Source organism: Micromonospora sp. NPDC003197 (assembly GCF_053590565.1).
The window spans coordinates 47,352-65,431 of sequence record NZ_JBSFTE010000015.1 but is presented as its reverse complement, the minus strand read 5'-3'; the positions used below and the strand labels follow the sequence as shown (position 1 = coordinate 65,431).

The following is an 18,080-nucleotide window of genomic DNA, read 5'->3' as shown; positions in this document are numbered from 1 at the left end:
AGTGCCCGCATCCCATACGAGGTCTCTTCATGCCCGACGCCGCCATCACTGGCTCGAACCTGTCCTTTTCCTGGCCCGACGACACGCCGGTCTTCGCAGACCTTTCCTTCACTGTGGGTAGCGGCCGTACCGGCCTGGTCGCACCCAACGGCGCCGGCAAGAGCACATTGCTCAAGCTGATCGCCGGTGAGCTGCGGCCGACCATCGGATCCATATCTGTCGACGGCACGCTCGGCTACCTCCCACAGACTCTCCCCCTTACCGGCGACCTCACGGTGGCCGAGGTCCTGGGCGTCGCCACGGTGATCCGAGCCATAGACGCCGTGGAGTCGGGGGACGTGAGCGAGGAACACTTCACGACTATCGGCGACGACTGGGACATCGAGGAGCGCACCCGAGCCCAGCTGCACCGACTGGGGCTGGCCGAGCTCACGTTCGACCGGAGCATGCGCACGCTCAGTGGCGGTCAGATCGTCTCACTCGGCCTGGCGGCCCAGCTACTGAAACGGCCCGACGTGCTGTTGCTCGACGAGCCAACCAACAACCTCGACCTCGAGGCTCGCCACCACCTCTACGACGTGTTGGCGGACTGGAACGGCTGCCTGCTGCTCGTCAGCCACGATCGGGCGCTTCTCGATCGGATGGAGCGTATCGCCGAACTCGATCGCACAGAACTGCGCTGCTACGGCGGCAACTTCACCCAGTACGAGGAGGCCATGCGGGCCGAGCAGGAGGTCGCCGAGAAGAACGTACGAAACGCCGAGCAGGAGCTGAGGCGGGAGAAGCGGGAGATGCAGCAGGCCCGCGAGCGGGCCGAGCGCCGCGCGAGCAGTGCCGCCCGCAACCTCAGCAACGCCGGCCTGCCTCGCATCTTCGCCGGAAACATGAAGCGAGGCGCCCAGGAGTCTGCCGGCCGGGCAGGCCAGGTGCATGCCGCCCGGGTTGGCGAGGCCAAGGTGCGGTTGGATGAGGCGGAACGTGCCCTGCGCGTTGACCAGCGCATCACGCTGGACCTGCCGGACACCAACGTCCCGGCCGGACGCACCCTCCTTCTCGGCCAACAGATGCAGGTCCACGTCGACGAACGAAAACTGTTCGTCGGTGAAGGTGTGGACCTGGCGATCCGGGGCCCCGAACGCATCGCGCTGACCGGTCCCAACGGTGCGGGCAAGTCCACCCTGCTACGCCTGATCAACGGCGATCTCGAGTTGGACGGCGGTCAGATCAAGCGGGGAGCCGGCCCGATCGCCTACCTCTCGCAGCGGCTGGACCTGCTGGACCTCGACCGCACCGTCGCCGAGAACTTCGCCACGTTCGCCCCACACAGAGCAGAGGCGGAGCGAATGAACCTGCTCGCGCGCTTTCTCTTCCGGGGTTCCCGCGCCCACCTCCCCGTCGGGGTGCTGTCCGGTGGCGAGCGGCTGCGAGCCACCCTGGCCTGTGTCCTGTGCGCCGAACCGGCACCGCAGTTGCTGCTACTCGACGAGCCGACGAACAATCTGGATCTGGGCAGTGTCGGCCAGTTGGAAGGCGCACTGGGCTCGTATCAAGGGGCGTTCGTGGTGGTCAGCCACGACGAGCGGTTCCTCGTCCAGATCGGTGTGGACCGGTGGTTGCGACTGGCCGGTGGCGAGCTGACGGAGACGGGGGCACCGCAGGTGTGAACCGCTGAGGTGTCGACCGGGTCCGCGCCTGAGGTCTTCACCCGGCGGGCCATGCACCGATCACGTTTGGTGGACCACCCTTGTCGCAACTAGTCATGAGCGCCCACGACATCGTCCGCAACCTCGGGGGCAAACGGGTGATCGACGGTGTCTCCCTCACGGTGTCTCCCGGTCAGCGCATCGGGTTGATCGGGGAGAACGGCGTCGGCAAGTCGACGCTGCTGCGTCTGCTCGCTGGCGCCGACGTGCCCGACGCTGGCAGCATCACGCGCCCAGCCGATCTGGGCTTTCTGCAGCAGGAGATGCCGTTCGACGCCGCATCGACAATCGCCGACGTGCTGGACGACGCGCTACGTGAGGCCCGCGCCGACCTGGCTGAGCTCGAACGTCTCGCCGAGCAGCTTGCGCACATCCCACAGGACCACCCCGGCCACGCGGAGCTGCTCGACACCTATGGACAACGACTCGAACAGGCCCAGGAACGGGAGGCATGGGACGCCGACCGCCGCGCCGGGATTGTTCTCGAAGGTCTCGGTCTCGGCCCACTCCGGCACGATCGGACCCTCGGTTCGCTCTCCGGCGGGCAGCGCGGCCGTCTGCTGCTGGCTGCCCTGTTGGTCCGCCGGCCTGCGGCACTGCTACTGGACGAGCCGACCAACCATCTCGACGACATCGCTGCCGCCTTCCTGGAGGAACAGCTACGTAACCTGCCCGGTGCCATCGTGGTGGCCAGCCACGACCGGGCCTTCCTCGACGCCGCCTGCACGGCTCTGATCGACCTTGATCCAGCCATCGACGGTCCGGTGCGGTACGGCGGCAACTACAGCGCCTACCAGGCGCAGAAGCGGGCCGAGCGGGATCGCTGGGAACGGCGCTACGCCGAGGAGCAGGAGAAGCTGGAGGAACTGCGTCGTTCTGCCGGAGTCACCGCGCATCTCGTCGCCCCGGATCGTGAACGGCGCGACAACGAGAAGATGGGCTACGGCCACCGCGCCGGCCGGGTGCAGAACCAGATCTCCCGGCGGGTGCGTGACGCCACTCGCCGACTGGCCGAACTGGAACGCGGCCAGATCGGTGCGCCACCGCCGCCGCTGCGTTTCCGGCACATCGCACTCGCCGAACAGGCAGCCGACGGCACCCTCGTCTCCCTGCGGGACGTGCGGGTGCCGGGACGGCTCACCGTCGAACGCCTGAACATAGCCGCCAATGAACGCCTGCTCGTCACGGGAGGCAACGGGGCGGGAAAGTCGACGCTGTTGGCCGTACTCGCCGGGCAGCTCGCCGCCGAGGGTGACATACAGCGGCGGCCCGAGTTGACGGTGGCGCTGCTGACCCAGGACACCGTGTTTGCCCGTCCGACCCACACAGTACGTGACACATACGCGCTTTCGCTCGGCCTCGAGCGGGCGGCGGCAGTTCCGTTGATCTCGCTGGGCCTGATAGCCGAGGCGGACTTGGACAAGCCCGTCGGGGAGTTGTCGGTCGGCCAGCGTCGCCGACTCGCACTGGCACTTCTGGTGGCGTGTCCACCACAACTGCTGCTGCTCGACGAGCCCACGAACCACCTGTCTCCGCGACTGTGCGACGAGTTGGAGGCGGCCCTGGGTACCGGCCCCGGCGCGATCGTCCTGGCCAGTCACGACCGTTGGCTGCGGCGTCGTTGGCAGGGCCGCGAGGTTCGGCTGCTATGCCGTCAGCCGTAGGCGGACGTCGTACGACCGTTTGCTCTCCCTCCGCGCTACCGGGACGTACCCCGCAAATTAGGCTGTCCGCCGGACGGATCCATCCACAGGGGAGAGTGTCGGCGTGTACGAGGTCTCGACTACCGTCAGGAAGCGCCTGGCGAGCTGGTGTGAGCGGGTAGTCAACGCCGACTGGTTCCACGCCGTATCCTTCGGGCTGATCATCCTCAACGCGATCGTGCTCGGCGTCGAGACCTACGACCGGGCGCTCGCCGAAGCCGGCATCGCCCTGGTGGCCATCGAGTACGTCTTTCTCTCCTGCTTCGTACTCGAACTGGGGCTGCGCTTCGGCGCACACCTCAACGCCCCGCGCGGCTTCTTCCGCGACGGCTGGAATCTCTTCGACCTGCTGATCATCTGCGCGCCGCTGCTGCCCGGCGTACGGGAGAACGTCACCCTGCTGCGGTTGGTGCGACTTGCCCGTATCGTTCGAGCCGTCCGGCTCTTCCCGGGCCTCCGGATCGTGATCGGCGGGGTGTTGCGCAGTCTGCCGGGCCTCGCCAGCTTCCTGCTGATCGCGGCACTGACCATCTACCTCTACGCCATGGTCGGCTGGATGGCGTTCGGTGAGGCCTACCCGGACCGGTACGGCACCGTCGGGCGCGCCATGTTCACCCTCTTTCTACTGCTCTCCCTCGATGGCATCACCGACGCCTTCAACGCCGGACGCGCCGTCTCCGAGTGGAGCATCATCTACTACGCCTCCTACATCATCATGGCCTCCTATCTCCTCACGAACCTTCTCGTCGGCATCGTGTTGAAGGCGCTGGAGGACGCACACGAAGCGGAACGGCCGACCCAGCGAAACGCTGAAGTGCCCCAAGCCACCGCCCAGGCGGCAGTCATGGTGGTGCCGGCTGCGCGGACGACGGCCCCAGTCGGCGAACTCTCCGACCTCGGTGCTCGCCTGAGTGAACTGCGGACCGCGCTGGACGCCCTGGAGGCCGAACTGGCGCGGCAACCGCCAGCGAACCGCCCCAGCCCCGGTCACCGTCCCACCGGCCGCCGGTCGAAGGGCCGCCGTGCCTCCGCCAAGCCGGGTACCTGAGCCACCTGGTCTTCGTACCATGATCGCCGGTGGCACCCTCTGGCCGGCACCGACCGATGATCTACGGCGACCCTACCGGGAGCTGGGAGTCCCGGAGTCATCACTGAGCGTGCACCGCTCCCGTTACCGTTGATGTCCCGAACGGTTCGTGACGAGGAGGCGACGCGCCCGTGGGCAGCTATGGCGTGCAGGTCGCGTTGGTGCTGGTGTTGGTTCTGGTGAACGCGCTGTTCGCGGGCAGTGAGATGGCGTTGGTCTCACTGCGGGAGAGCCAGTTGCAGCGGTTGGAGCGCACCTCGCGGGGCGGGCAGGTGCTGGCCCGACTGGCGCGGGATCCGAATCGGTTTCTCGCCACGATCCAGATCGGTATCACCCTGGCGGGCTTCCTGGCCTCGGCGGCGGCTGCGGTGTCCCTCGCGCAACCGCTGGTGGAGCCACTGGGGTTTCTCGGCGGCGCGGCCGGACCGGTCTCCGTCGTGCTGGTGACGATCATCCTGACCTTCGTCACCCTGGTCTTCGGCGAGCTGGCGCCCAAGCGGATCGCGATGCAGCGCGCGGAGGGCTGGGCGCTGCTGGTGGCCCGGCCGTTGGACATGCTGTCGGCGTTCTCCCGTCCAGCCGTGTGGTTACTCGGCAAGGCCACCGACCTGGTGGTACGCCTCACCGGTAGCGACCCGAAGGCCCGGCGGGAGGAGGTGACCACCGAGGAGATCCGGGACATGGTCGCGGCACAGCGCAGCCTCACCCCGGAACATCGGATGATCATCAGTGGCGCGTTTGAGGTCGCCGAGCGCAGCTTGCGAGAGATCCTCGTCCCCCGGCGGGACGTGGTGACGCTCTCGACCGGGTTGGCCGCGCCGGAGGCCCTGCGGGAACTCGGCAGTACAGGGCAGACCCGCGCCCCGGTGGTGGGACGTGCCGGTCTCGACGACGTCGTCGGGGTGGTACACCTGCGGGACCTGCTCGACCGCAAGGGACCGGTCGCCGATTACGCCAGTCCGGCGATGTTCCTTCCCGAGACGTTGCGGGTCACCGAGGCGATCCGGGAGATGCGGCTGCAACGCCAGAAGTTCGCCCTCGTGGTGGATGAACGCGGCTCCATCGATGGCATCGTGACGATGGAGGACCTGGTCGAGGAGATCGTGGGGGAGATCTACGACGAGACCGACCGCGACGTGCAGACCGTCGTACGCACCGCTGATGGGGCGCTGGTGCTGCCGGGCGGGTTTCCCCTGCACGACCTGCCCGACGTGGGGGTGGACATCGACGAGTTGGAAGCTGGTGACTACACCACGGTCGCCGGGCTGGTGTTGGCGCAGTTGGGACACATCCCGACCGCAGCGGGGGAGACCGTACGGCTCCCCGGATTCACTGTCGAGGTGCTGGAGGTCACCGGCCGGGCGATCACCAAGGTCCGACTTCGGCCGAAGCCCCGTACGGCGACAGATGAGGGTTCTGTTGGCTCCGACGGGCCGACGAAATCTTGATCCGGTCGCTCCCGACTCGAACGGTTCCTTTCAGCGTTCTTCCAGACTCTGGTGTTAGCTTCCCTGCGCTGCAGCGTTCCACTATGGAATCGCTGAGGGCCGGCCGCCATAGGATCCCGAGACGACGACGGCTACCAGCGCGCACCGCTGCCACCAGCGGCGCCGCAGGCGGCCGGGCTGGCACATGACCATTAGTTTCAGGATCAAGGAGAGGCAACCAACCGATGGCCGCTGAGGGTAGTACCAAGGCCGTGCTGACCGCCCTGGTCGCCAACCTGGGGATCGCGATCAGCAAGTTCGTCGCTGCCGGTATCACCGGGTCAGCGTCGATGCTCGCTGAAGGCGTGCACTCGGTTGCGGACTCGACCAACCAGGCGCTGCTGCTGGTGGGCGGCAAACGGGCCCGTCGGGCCCCCTCCCCCCTGCACCCCTTCGGGTATGCCCGCGAGCGCTACATCTACGCGTTCATCGTCGCCATCATTCTCTTCACCATCGGCGGTCTCTACGCGCTGTACGAGGGCTATCACAAGATCAGCGATCCGCACGAGCTGACCTCGCCGTTGATCGCCGTCGTCGTTCTGCTGATCGCGATCGGCCTGGAGGGCTTCGCGCTGCGGACCGCGGTCAAGGAGGCGAACAAGGTCCGGGGTGATCGCGGCTGGGTTTCCTTCATCCGTCACGCCCGCTCGCCCGAGCTGCCGGTGATCCTGCTGGAGGACGCGGGCGCCCTGCTCGGCCTCGTCTTCGCCCTCTCCGGCGTGGGCCTCAGCGTCCTTACCGGAAACGGGATCTACGACGGCATCGGCACTCTCTGCATCGGTCTTCTACTGGTCGCCATCGCGGTCGTACTCGCCATCGAGATCAAGAGCTTGCTCATCGGTGAATCGGCGCTGCCCGAAGAGGTCACCGCGATCCACACGGCGCTGCTGGCCACTCCAGGGGTCGACCGGGTCATCCACCTCCGTACCCTGCACCTCGGGCCGGAGGAACTCCTGGTCGCCGGGAAGATCGCGATCGACGTGGACGAGAGCGGAGCCGGCATCGCCGCCATCATCGACGACGCCGAGACCCGACTGCGCCAGGCGCTGCCGATTACCTCGATCGTCTACCTGGAGCCCGACATCGATCGGCAGCCCGCGTCGTCGAGCCTAGCGTCGCCCACACCCGCCGAGTAGATAAGGAGCCGGCCGCCTACGGTCCATAATGGAGCGAGCCCGGGGGCATACATGAAGATCACGATACTGCCGGCAAGTAACGTGTCGCTCTCCGCCTATTCAGGGGCTTCCTGCTGATGTTGCCGAGCCTTGGCCCATGCCACAATCTGGGGCATGCAGAAGGTGAGCTGCGTTGAGTGTGGACATAGCGAGCACGGGGATAGTTCATACTGCATGAACCCTAGTTGCGGGCAATTACTCCCAATCGCGACTCGGGATCGGACTTCGCGGTCTACGCCTACCGCTACCTCTGCGTCGCCCAAGACCGCCCCCACACCAGCACCGCCTCCTGCATCCGCTTCTGCCAAGAACGTTCCCGGGCCTGCCTCTGTTAAGACCGCTGCCCCTGCGGTGCCTCAGCCTGTGCCAACTGCAGCAGCCTCCGCAGTGACTGAACCCGCGTCGACGGTGGACAAGGCTGCGGTGACTCAACCCGCGCTGACCGCAGATACACCTGCCGAGCCGGCACCAGAGAAGCAACCGAAGCCTCCACCGGAACCGACACCCACGCTGGAAACGAGCCGGAAGAAACGCAACGCGCTCGCGTCGGTAACCAAGGCTCGGCGCTGGCTTTTCGGCGGTGCGATGGCCATCTCGCTACTCGGCGTCGGGGTGGCGTTCAGCCAGGGGGTCGCCGCCCCCGGATCCAAGCCGACGTCTCCGTCGAAGCTGCCGCAGGCCACCGAGCTTGCCGACGCGGCACCCGTGATTTCCAACCTCCAAGACGAACGAGTGTCCGTCACCCTCAGCTTCACCGACCGCAGCGACGGCAAAGCCGCCTTCTATGTCGTTGGCGGGCCGGTTGGCCTCCAGGCAACGACCCTGGCCGAAGCCCCGAGGGGCGCGCAGTCGGTACGCATCAGCGCAGTCAATCCCGAGGTGGACTACTGTTTCGTCGTGGTGGCTGTGATCTCCGTGGACAAGGTTGCTTCTTCGGTGCAGGTCTGCACCACTCGATTCGGGACGGCAAAACCATGACGATGTTGTACGTGTCGACCAGTCAGGCCGGCGCCTATCCCCGGATCAGCGACGCGGTGGCCGTAGCCGGCCCCGGCGACCAGATTGTTGTCGGGCCCGGTGAATACCGCGAAAACCTGGTGCTGACGAACAGGTCAGTGACCATCATGGCAGCCGAGGCCGACACGGTGACCCTGGTCGCGCCCGACGGCCAACGTCCGGCCGTGCACTGTGAGCGCGGCACAGTGGAGTTACGGCAGCTGCGCATCACCGGTGTGGACGCGGCTGCGGTCAGCGCGACCGGTACCAAACTGACGATGGTCGGCTGCGAATGCTCAGCAACCTCAGCCGCAGGCATCCACCTCGGTGCCCGTACCGAATTCGACCTGGACGGCTGCCGTGTGGTCGACGCCCGGTTGGGCATCCAGATCGACGACTGCGCCGGCTCACTCTCGAACTGCACCGTTTCCCAGGTCATCTCCGACGGGATCCTCGTGCGCTCGGCCGATCCGGTCCTGCGCAACTGCCTGATCAGTGATGCCGGCTACCGGGGCGTCTACGTGTACGACTACTCCCGTCCGACGCTGGAGAACTGCACGATCTCCCGTACCGGTGACATCGGGGTGGCCGTGGTCCAGGCGAGCAATGTGGTGATGCGCCGGTGCCGGATCTCCGAGACGGTCGGGGTGGGCATCAGCATCGGCCCGGATTGCGGCGGGCAGATCACCGGGTGCACCACCGACCAGACCGCCACCCCGGGCATTCTGCTGGCACCAGGCAGCAACGTCGAGATGGTGGAAGCCGGCCGTCCGGCAGCCAAGGTGGAGCCGGTGGCAATGCGTGCCCAGGACACCGTGCGCTCCGAAGAGCTACTGGCCGAGCTCGACACGCTGGTTGGCCTCCCCGGCGTCAAGTCCGAGGTGCACGCCATCATCGACGAGTTGCAGGTCAACGAATGGCGACGCCGGGGCGGACTGACCGTCGCCGCCTCGACCAACCATCTGATCTTCGCAGGCTCCCCGGGTACCGGTAAAACCACGGTGGCCCGCATCTATGGGAAGCTGCTGGCCGCGCTGGGCATCCTGCCACGCGGCGAATTCGTCGAGGTGGCCCGGCGCGACCTGGTCGGCCAATATTTGGGTCACACGGCGGAGAAGACGGCGGCGGCCTTTGAGAAGGCGATCGGCGGTGTGCTTTTCATCGACGAGGCATACACGTTGTCGCGGTCATTCGGGTCTGGGGGCGACTTCGGCCAGGAGGCAATCGACACGCTGGTCAAGCTGATGGAGGACCATCGGCACGAGATTGCCGTCATCGCCGCTGGCTACACCGGTGAGATGGTGGAGTTCCTGGACGCCAACCCTGGCCTGGCGTCCCGGTTCAACAAGACGATCGTCTTCGAGGACTACTCACCACATGAGCTGGTCAGCATCCTCGCCACCATGGCCGAGGCCCACGAATATCGCCTGTCGGACGACCTGCACGCGTCGATTGGTGGCTACTTCGCCGCGATGGCCAAGGACCGCAACTTCGGCAACGCCCGGGAGGCGCGCAAGCTCTTCGACGGCATCCGCAAGGCCCAGGCGCAGCGGCTTCGGCAACTGCGCCGGGTGCCCAACGGCGACGAACTGCAGTTGCTGCTACTCGACGATTTGGCCGCCGCAATCAGTTAGCGGCGGCGGCCGGATCGCGATCGGCCTGGCTCACCCCCGGACGATGCCTGGGGCGGGACGGGCCGAGGTCTGCTTCGGTGCCTGCCCAGGCTCCTGCTCCGGGGTCCAGCTCTCGGTTTCCACGGAGACGACCTTTGGCTGGTCACGGCGTTGATCCTTGGTACGGCCACTGAGCGCGGCCGGACCATTGCCCGCGCCAGGATCGACGAGGCGAGGGCTGCCACGGCGTACTGCTCGGGGAGGGCCGCCACCCTGGCCACCGCCACCCGGCGGCACGCCGCCGCCCATCATCGGCGGCATCATTGGCATGCTGTTGTTGCCGTCCCCACCCCCGCCGCCACCTGGGCCGGTGTTGCTGTTGGCGATCGGGGTGACGACAGCGGGGTCCAATTGGGTGACGTTGGTGGCGCCTGGCACAGCCGTTGTGGGGTCGCTGTGAATTCCGCCGCCTGGTGGTAAACCGCCAGTGCGGCCAGGGAGCGAAATTCCGTTACCGGGCAACGGCGTGATTGATGGCGTGTTTGGCCGCGACGAACCAGGAAGATTGGGGGTGCCGCCGGGCAGAGTGGGGAGGCTGCCGGGCGTGGTGGTGGGCAGGACGGGAATCCCACCAGTGGGCAGGCTTGGTGTGCTCGCCAAGGGAGAGAGGCCGCCGGGCAGGGCGGGTGTGTTCAGTCCGCCGGGCAGTGACGGGTTGTTCCCACTCGGCAGATTCGGGGACGCGAGGTTGGGAATGGTGGGTTTAGTCGGGGTTGCCGTTGGATTCTGGTTGGGCTGCTCATTCTTCTTCGGGATATCTGCATTTGGCAGTTTTGGAAGCTGCGGTGGAGTATTCGGACTTGGCGTCTTCGGAGTAGCGTTGGGCCCCCCTCCCGGCCCAGCTCCAGGGCCAGCGCCGGGCCCAGGCCCAGGGCCAGGGCCTGGGCCCGGTCCGAGGTTTTTTATCGGATCAGACATCATTAAGCCTGCGTACGGTTCCGGTGTTTCCCATTTTGTGTATTCCAGGAGAATGTCGGTCAGATCAGTGGCGAGCTTCTCCACTGTCTTCCGGTATATTTCTTCGGGGCTGTCGAAAATGATGCCCTTAATCGAAGCTGTGGCTCCTTTCCATTTAGGGTCTTCTTCCAGATACCATTCGTACATGGTTTGCTCGTCCGTTTTGGTGAGTTTCATCCATTCGGCGCTTGATCCAATGTACCCTTGTAGCGTTTTTAGTTTGAAGGCCCAAGATGTCATCGAGTTGTACGTCTGAGTGGTGAGTGTCACGTATTGTTCGGCGGCCAGGCTGCTCCAAATGTTCTCTCCGGCGTTGTATTCCGCGGCGCGGGCGGACCGTGGGCCGTCGCTATAAGTGGCGGTGCTAAAGTCGACGTTGAATCGTGAAATGTCACTAACGCGTCTCGCGAGCATTAATGCGTATTTCTCAAGAAGTGTCGCTAGTTGGCCAATCTTGGTCGATACGACTTCTGTTGCTGTTGGCTGTAGTGCGGAAATGAGTTCATGTATGGCCTTGACATCTGTTTCGTTCCAATTGGATCTTGTTGGTGCGTCTAAGTTGTCGAAGGAGGTGAAGTTCGCCACTGAGCCAGCCGTTTCGTTCACGAGTCTGGGCTTGGCGTAGTCCGGTCGATTCTCTACAATCGACCCTTCGACGTAAGTTACTCCGAACTTGTTTAGTATGTCCTTGTCTATCTTGTGGAGCTGTTTTTGTGATTGCCATTCCTGTTCTTCGTAGGTGTCTGCCGCGATGTTCATCGCATTTTGGTACGACTCAAGCGCGGCCTTTATGGTGAAGAGGTATCCGGTGATGCCTCGCTGATCGTGTCCGAGCCAAGTTTTCAATGCGTTTGCAAAATAGATAACCTCCAGGATCGGAGGTGAGCCATTTATGGTGTCAACATTAATGCCGGCTAGAATGTCATCTAGTTCCTCGCTGAACTCGGTTGATAAGCGTCCGATTTCTGCTGCCAGTGAACGCATGTTCTGAATTTGAGCAGTAATTGAAACCATGGGCGCCTTCGTTCGTCTACTCCTGTCGGAGTGTTTTGGTGGCGTGCTTGAGGTGTGGGATTTGAATATTTTGCGCGTTCGAAGCGATTGAATTGTCGAAGGCGTTGCTGCAGTGCGGCCCTAGCGGCCTTCGGTTTAACTGTCGTGTCGGAGCGGATTTCCGTGAGTTAGCAAAGGTGCTATGTTTATACTTCGTGGTAGCCCCTGTCGCTTTGTCGTGATTATGGTGCTTAATTCGACTGGATGTGATGGGCTGTTCTGTTGGTCAACTCTGACGGTTGTTGATTTATGATATGTCGCCAAATGCTGCTCCTGCTTTAGCTTCGAAAATGTTGCCAGCGTCTCGCCGCGAGATTGACCGCAGCGCTTGCTATGGCACAGTGCCGTGGCGTGCATCTTCCTCGAGTCGAGTATTTTGTGGATTGGATTTACCCATAAGCGCCACCTTCGAGGTGTGCTGGTGTCGGCTTGAGGGGGTCGTGCCCAGCTTTTGTCTCGTGATTGCTGGGAAGGGCGGGGGCGGGGTGGGAGGAGGTGGTGGTGGGCTCTGCTGCGTCACGGCGGTTGGGGCGCGACTGCAATACCTTGGGCCGATCGTCAGGCCGATCGGTGGATGAAGGCTGCGTACTGGCGGCGCGCCCGGAGAGGGCGCCTTCGGCGAACGTCGATGACCTGGTCCGACTGGCGGATGGACGTTGTGACCTGGCAGAATCCGGCGCTGCGCGGCCGATCAGGCCGGGCATGAACGGCATGAACCCCTCGTTCTCCTGCGGAGTTGATAGCTGCGGGGTCCGAGCGCCGAGGGTGGGCTCCCGGATATCCGTTGTGTCACTTGCCGCAAGGTGGTGTATCGGTGGGGTTCGGTCGGGGAGTCGTCCCAGGGCCGGTACGCCCCGTCCCAGTCCTGGAGCGCCGACACCGCCCGTCCCCACACCACCCAGGCCAGGCCGGAGTACCCCACCTGGCCCGAGTAGGCCGCCCGGGCTCGTACCGGCTGTTGGAACGGGCAGCGCCGGTGGTAGCCGGGAGGCGGCGGGGAGCGTGGACGGCAGGCCAGGCAGACCCGGTGCACTCAGTCTGGGCAACGGGCTCGGCGGAAGAGCGGCAGGCGAAATGCTCCCTGGAGGCAGGCCAGCCGGACCGGGGCCCGGACCAACCTCAGGACCTACGCCCGGGGCTGAACCAAGTCCGACATCGGGCGGTGGATCCGGCTCGGCGTCGGTCGACGTCAACTCGGCGGGGTTATCTGCCAGTGGTCCAATAAGTCCACCGCCGGGCGCAAGACCTAGCAGACCTCGATACGGGTCGGCGGGCTGCCAATCGTCCAGGATCTCGCCAAGCTCTCTACTGAGTCGGATGGCTACGGCTCGGGCAGCTCGGTCCGCTGCCAGCTTGGCATTGGCAATCTGCCGTTGGACACCGGCCTGCCCGAGCGGTGAGATGGCGACGGTCAGATCGAGCTGCAACGCATCGAGTTGGCCTTGGCGCTGCGGCAGGATCGGACGAAGCTCTTCTTGAGCTTTGCGAAGTGTTCGTGCGGCGAGGCGATACTGCGCTACCCGGGCAGCGGCGCTGGCTTGCCACAACCGGGTCGACGAGACCGTCCGTTCGACGTTCTTCTCGAATTCCTGTCCGCCCTGGCCGTACCAGTTGAGCGGCTCGGCCTGCTCGTCCAGGGTCCTACCGGCCGCTTCGATCGAGACGCTAATCGCATCCCACTCGTCCGCCAGCTCACCGATGAGATCGAGCCGTGCCCCGAGCACGAGCGCGACGATCTGCTCGGCGTCGAGCGCCTCCCAATCAGTGCGTTGTATGCCGGGTGGGGCGTAGTCGTACTCACGGGGGCGCGGAGGGGGCGCGCCGACCGTCGGCAGCACCGGTCCGTAGGAGGGTCCGGGGAGATCGCCGGAGACCAGCGCGTCCTCGATGCGATCGATCTCTTTGGCGGAACTGTCCTCGACGCCGGCATACCACTGGTAGGCGAGGTCTGCGCCCTTGGCCGTGCTGACCAGGCCGTCAGCGAGATCCACAGCAAACGAGTGCAGGGTATCGAGATCAGCGACACCCATGTCGGTGAACCATTGCATCTCGCGGAACCCGGCCGGCTGGCCGAGTTGTCGAGCGGCCTCTGCGATGCCGTTGAGCTGACGACGCGCGTCATTGGCGAAGGTCGCGCCGGTTTCGGCTGCGGCGTCGGCGAACGTTCGCAGCCCAGCGAGCTCAGCTTGGAGCAAATCACCATCGCCCACGATTCTTGAGCGTACCGACGGCCAATCACCAGGGCCAGCCCTGCATCGTCACAGCTCACTGTCCAACCAGGCCAGTTGAACGAGACGATTCCCCTCCTTGCGGGTCACCATCCAGCCTCGGCCGGGCGGCAGGGCGCTGGGACGTATGTTGCCGAGTAGCTGTCCCTCGTTGCGGTCACCTGACATGACCAGACCGGGCGCGTTGAGGTCACGCAGTCGACTGATCATCGGGTCGTACATCGCCCGCGAGGCGCCACCGCTGCGGCGAACGATCACGATGTGCAGACCCACCTCACGAGACTGGGGTAGCAGCCCCTGAAGCGCCATCAGCGGGTTACCGTCCCCGGCCACCAGGTCATAGTCGTCCACCAGCACGTACAGCTCAGCGCCGGTCCACCAGTTGCGGGCACGTAGCTGCTCGGGGCGTACGTCGGAGTCGGGCAACCGTTCGCGTAGGGCGGCGGCCGCTTCCTTGAGTAACGCCGTACCCTGCTCGGCGGTGGTGGCGTAGTCGATGAGGTGCTGCTCCGGCAGCCCGCCGAGCAGACTGCGCCGGTAGTCGATCGCGATGATCCGCGCCTGTTCCGGGGTGTACCGATCCGCGATGCTGGCCGCCAGCATCCGTAGGAAGGACGACTTGCCGCATTCGGTGTCACCGAAGACGATGAAGTGCGGGTCGGTGTCGGGATCGAGGTGTACGGGCATGAGGTCCGCCTCGGCGAGGCCGATCGGCAGTCCGGGCTTGTCGCTCAGGCGGGCGACTTCGGCATAGGTGACCTCGCGGGGCAGCAGGCGTACCTTTGGCGCAACCCGGCCAGACCAGGCCACGCGTACGGCGGCGGCAGCCTCGCTCACCGCGTTGTCCGGCGAAACAGCGTTGTTCAGCTGCGGCCGGCAGGCTAGGAACTGGTACGTATCAGGCGTGATACCCCGGCCCGGGGCCTGCACCGGCACGTTCGCCGCAGCCCGTCGGCCAATGCTGGAGTCGGACGGGTCGCCCAGGCGTAGCTCCAACTTGCTGCCAAAGGAGTCTCGGATGGCCGGCCGCAGATCGAACCATCTGCCACCGGCGACCACGAGGTGGACACCGTAGGCAAGGCCCCGGTTGGCGATGTCCATCACCTGCGGCTCCAGGTCCTCGAACTCGTTGCGCAAGGTCAGGATGCCGTCGATGACCAACAGGACGTCGGCGCAGCGCGCGGTGCCGAATTCCCCGGTCGCCGCCCTACGACGGAAGGCCGCGATCGAGTCGATGTTGTGGTCGAGAAACATTTGCTCCCGCTCAGCGAGCAGGGTCATGATCTCCGCGACGGTACGCCGAACGAGGTCCGCCTCACGCCGGGTCGCGACGGCTGACATGTGTGGCAGTTCGGCCAGGGCGGTGAGGCCACCGCCGCCGAAGTCGAGGCAGGCGAACTGCACCTGATCCGGCGTGTGGGTCAGGGCCATACTCAGCACCAGGGTCCGCAGGAGTGTGCTCTTTCCGGACTGCGGAGCGCCGACGACGGCGACGTGCCCGGCCGAGCCGGCCAGCGGTAGGAGCAGCCGGTCCCGACGCTGGTCGAACGGGCGGTCCACCACGCCGACGATCACGTCGAGCGTGCCGCGTAGCGTCGCATCGCGGGTGGTGAGCCCCAACTCGGGCGAGGTGACCAGATCGCCCAGTACGTCGTGGATGGTGTTTGACTCCCCCAAGGGCGGCAGCCACACCTGGTGCGCGGGAGTGCCATGGCCGGCCAGTCGATCGGTGATGATGTCGAGCAGCGTGTCGCCCGTTGCCTCCTCGGCCAGCTCCTCGACCTCCTCGGTCTCGATCGTCCGGCTGGCCGGTTCAGCCACGTACCCTGACGTGAACGTCGCCACGGGGTGATCCATCTGGGCGGAGTCGACCAGGGTGGCGGTGGCCCGTTGATACACACCGGAGACGTACGCGGCCCGGAACCGCTCCAGCGGCTCGCTGCCGTACTTGAGGAAGCCATGTCCCGGAGCGCGCGGAAGCTCGTAGGCGTCGGTGGCACCGAGCACCGCCCGGCTCTCCATGGGGGAGAACGTCCGCAAACCGATCCGGTACGACAGGTGCGTGTCCAAGCCACGCAGTCGGCCTTCCTCCAATCGCTGGCTGGCCAACAGCAGATGCACTCCGAGAGACCGCCCGACGCGTCCGATCTGAACGAACATGTCGATGAAGTCGGGCTTCACGGTGAGGAGCTCGCTGAACTCATCACAGATGATCAACAGACTGGGCACCGGATCGAGGGGCGCACCAGTGGCGCGAGCCCGCTCATAGTCTCGTAGCGAGGCATAACTGCCGGCCCGCCGGAGCAGTTCCTGGCGACGTACCAGTTCGCCGTTGATCGCGTCGGCCATCCGGTCGACCAGGGGCAGCTCGTCGGCGAGGTTGGTGATGACCGCGCTGGTGTGCGGCAGCCGGTCCAGCTTGGTGAAGGTCGCACCGCCCTTGAAGTCGACCAGGACGAAGTTGAGAGTCTCCGGTGAGTGCCCTACCGCCAGTGCCAGGACCAGGGTACGCAGCAGTTCGGATTTTCCGGAGCCGGTCGCACCCACGAGCAGCCCGTGCGGACCCATTCCGTCCTGTGCCGCTTCCTTGAGATCGAGCTCAAGTTTCTCGCCGTCGGACATGACACCGATCGGTACACGTAGCCGCTGCCGGTTCGGCCGCGGTTGCCAGGTGCGGGCTGGGTCGATCTGTTCGGGGTCGTCGATTTCCAGCAGATCCGTCAGCTCGTGTGTGTAGTTCATGGCCTGCTCAGCACCACCGGCCTGGGCCAGCCGTAGCGGGGCGAGCTGATGGGCCAGGCTCTCCGCCACCACCAGCGGCATCTGGTCACCGCGGCCCAACGCTTGACTGCCGCCGTGGGTGGTGGCGGTCATGGTGCCGTCCTGGGCGAAGTCGATGACGAGGCAGCTACGGTCGGGATGACGCGGTGGCTCGCCGCAGACGTGCACGACGGTGACGCCCTCGAGACCGACCTCGGTGGCGAAGTGGTCGGACCCGGCAGTCTCAGCCCCGTCGACGATGGCCAGCAGATGCGGCCCCTCGAAGCTGACCTCGCTGGCTGCGGGATTGAACCGCGGCCGAGCGACGAGCAGTTCTTCGACCATCGCTTCGAGACCCACCACCGACGCATTGATCAGGCGCAGCGGGCCCAGCGCGTCGGTTTGCGACGGGTGGGCCGCATGTGGCAGCCACTTGCACCATTCCCACAGGTAGCGCCGATCGTCGGAGACGCACACCGCGACCATCATGTCGTTGGGGGCATGCCCGAATGCCGCCTGCGCCACGATGGCTCGGGCTACCGCCCGGGCCCGCTCCGGGTCTCCGGAGAGGAAGACGCTGGCGAAGCCGTCGAGCGCCACCACTACCGGAAGGTCGTCCACCTGTCGGTAGGTGGACAGGAAGCGTCGCAATGCGCCGGCGCTGACCGGCTCGGCCTTCTCGACCGGTACGAACGGAGGGGCGACCAGGGGGGTGGTCAGCTCCCGAGGGCCGAGACCGACACGGATCTGCCCGAAGTCCTGGTCACCGGGGAACCGTTCCCAGAGCCGGCTGCTGTCCACCATGGACCACAACAAAGTAGGGTCGATATGTCGGTAATACTCGGCTGCGCGTTGGATCCGAACAGCGTTTCGTACGTTTCGCCGTACTCCATCCAACTCAAACAGGTAGCTCCGCCGGAGCCGGTTCATCTCGCCTTTGCCGCCACCCGAGCGACCCATCTGGGCGCCTACCATGCCGAGCATCGAAATCCCGAGCAGTCCGCCCGTGATCATGCGGAGTATGCCCCCCGAGTTTCCCGCGAAGAGCAGCATCATCGCCGCCGCACCGGCCATCATCGGCAGGATCATGATTAGCCGGCCGGCAAGACCACCCTCGGGATCGGGGATCTCCGAGGGCGGCTCCAGCATGATGTCACCGGCGGGAAACGGCGGAGCTGCACGGCGTGCTCGGCGTCTGCGAATGGTGGTCGCCACCGGGCCATAGTAGTGACGCGGATGGCCGATGTGTCTAACGTGG

The 18,080-nt window shown here is 65.5% G+C and carries 10 protein-coding genes; 8 read left to right on the top strand and 2 right to left on the bottom strand.

Annotation, left to right across the window (positions count from 1 at the left end; all coding sequences use genetic code 11):
• Positions 1-29 precede the first annotated feature (29 nt).
• From abc-f to ACWDV4_RS18235, 7 genes are all read left to right on the top strand, one after another.
• Positions 30-1,664 (top strand): ribosomal protection-like ABC-F family protein, encoded by a 1,635-nt coding sequence (gene abc-f, locus ACWDV4_RS18265; protein WP_449980182.1) that lies wholly within the window; start codon positions 30-32, stop codon positions 1,662-1,664.
• A gap of 95 nt (positions 1,665-1,759) precedes the next feature.
• Positions 1,760-3,367: an ABC-F family ATP-binding cassette domain-containing protein gene (locus ACWDV4_RS18260; RefSeq protein WP_449980179.1), complete on the top strand. Its 1,608-nt coding sequence runs from the start codon at positions 1,760-1,762 to the stop codon at positions 3,365-3,367.
• Between the two features lie 103 nt (positions 3,368-3,470).
• Complete coding sequence (locus tag ACWDV4_RS18255) at positions 3,471-4,454, top strand: ion transporter (protein WP_449980176.1); 984 nt, start codon at positions 3,471-3,473, stop codon at positions 4,452-4,454.
• A gap of 170 nt (positions 4,455-4,624) precedes the next feature.
• Entirely contained in the window at positions 4,625-5,941 is a 1,317-nt protein-coding gene (locus tag ACWDV4_RS18250) for a hemolysin family protein (RefSeq protein WP_449980174.1), read from the top strand.
• 224 nt (positions 5,942-6,165) lie between these two features.
• Positions 6,166-7,116 carry a cation diffusion facilitator family transporter gene (locus ACWDV4_RS18245; protein ID WP_449980171.1) on the top strand — a complete coding sequence of 317 codons (951 nt, stop codon included), beginning with the start codon at positions 6,166-6,168 and terminating at the stop codon, positions 7,114-7,116.
• A 426-nt stretch (positions 7,117-7,542) separates the two neighbouring features.
• Positions 7,543-8,133: a hypothetical protein gene (locus tag ACWDV4_RS18240; RefSeq protein WP_449980169.1), complete on the top strand. Its 591-nt coding sequence runs from the start codon at positions 7,543-7,545 to the stop codon at positions 8,131-8,133.
• A 2-nt stretch (positions 8,134-8,135) separates the two neighbouring features.
• Positions 8,136-9,785 (top strand): right-handed parallel beta-helix repeat-containing protein, encoded by a 1,650-nt coding sequence (locus ACWDV4_RS18235; RefSeq protein WP_449980413.1) that lies wholly within the window; start codon positions 8,136-8,138, stop codon positions 9,783-9,785.
• A gap of 30 nt (positions 9,786-9,815) precedes the next feature.
• Here ACWDV4_RS18235 and ACWDV4_RS18230 read toward each other — a convergent pair whose 3' ends face one another.
• Complete coding sequence (locus ACWDV4_RS18230) at positions 9,816-11,765, bottom strand: hypothetical protein (RefSeq protein ID WP_449980167.1); 1,950 nt, start codon at positions 11,763-11,765, stop codon at positions 9,816-9,818.
• 1,511 nt (positions 11,766-13,276) lie between these two features.
• Between ACWDV4_RS18230 and ACWDV4_RS18225 the strand changes: the two genes are divergently transcribed.
• The gene (locus ACWDV4_RS18225; RefSeq protein ID WP_449980164.1) at positions 13,277-14,053 is read left to right on the top strand and encodes a hypothetical protein; all 777 of its coding nucleotides are present in this window, start codon (positions 13,277-13,279) and stop codon (positions 14,051-14,053) included.
• A 39-nt stretch (positions 14,054-14,092) separates the two neighbouring features.
• On the opposite strand, the gene eccCa is transcribed toward ACWDV4_RS18225, so the two are convergent.
• The gene (eccCa, locus tag ACWDV4_RS18220; RefSeq protein WP_449980163.1) at positions 14,093-18,037 is read right to left on the bottom strand and encodes a type VII secretion protein EccCa; all 3,945 of its coding nucleotides are present in this window, start codon (positions 18,035-18,037) and stop codon (positions 14,093-14,095) included.
• Positions 18,038-18,080 lie beyond the last annotated feature (43 nt).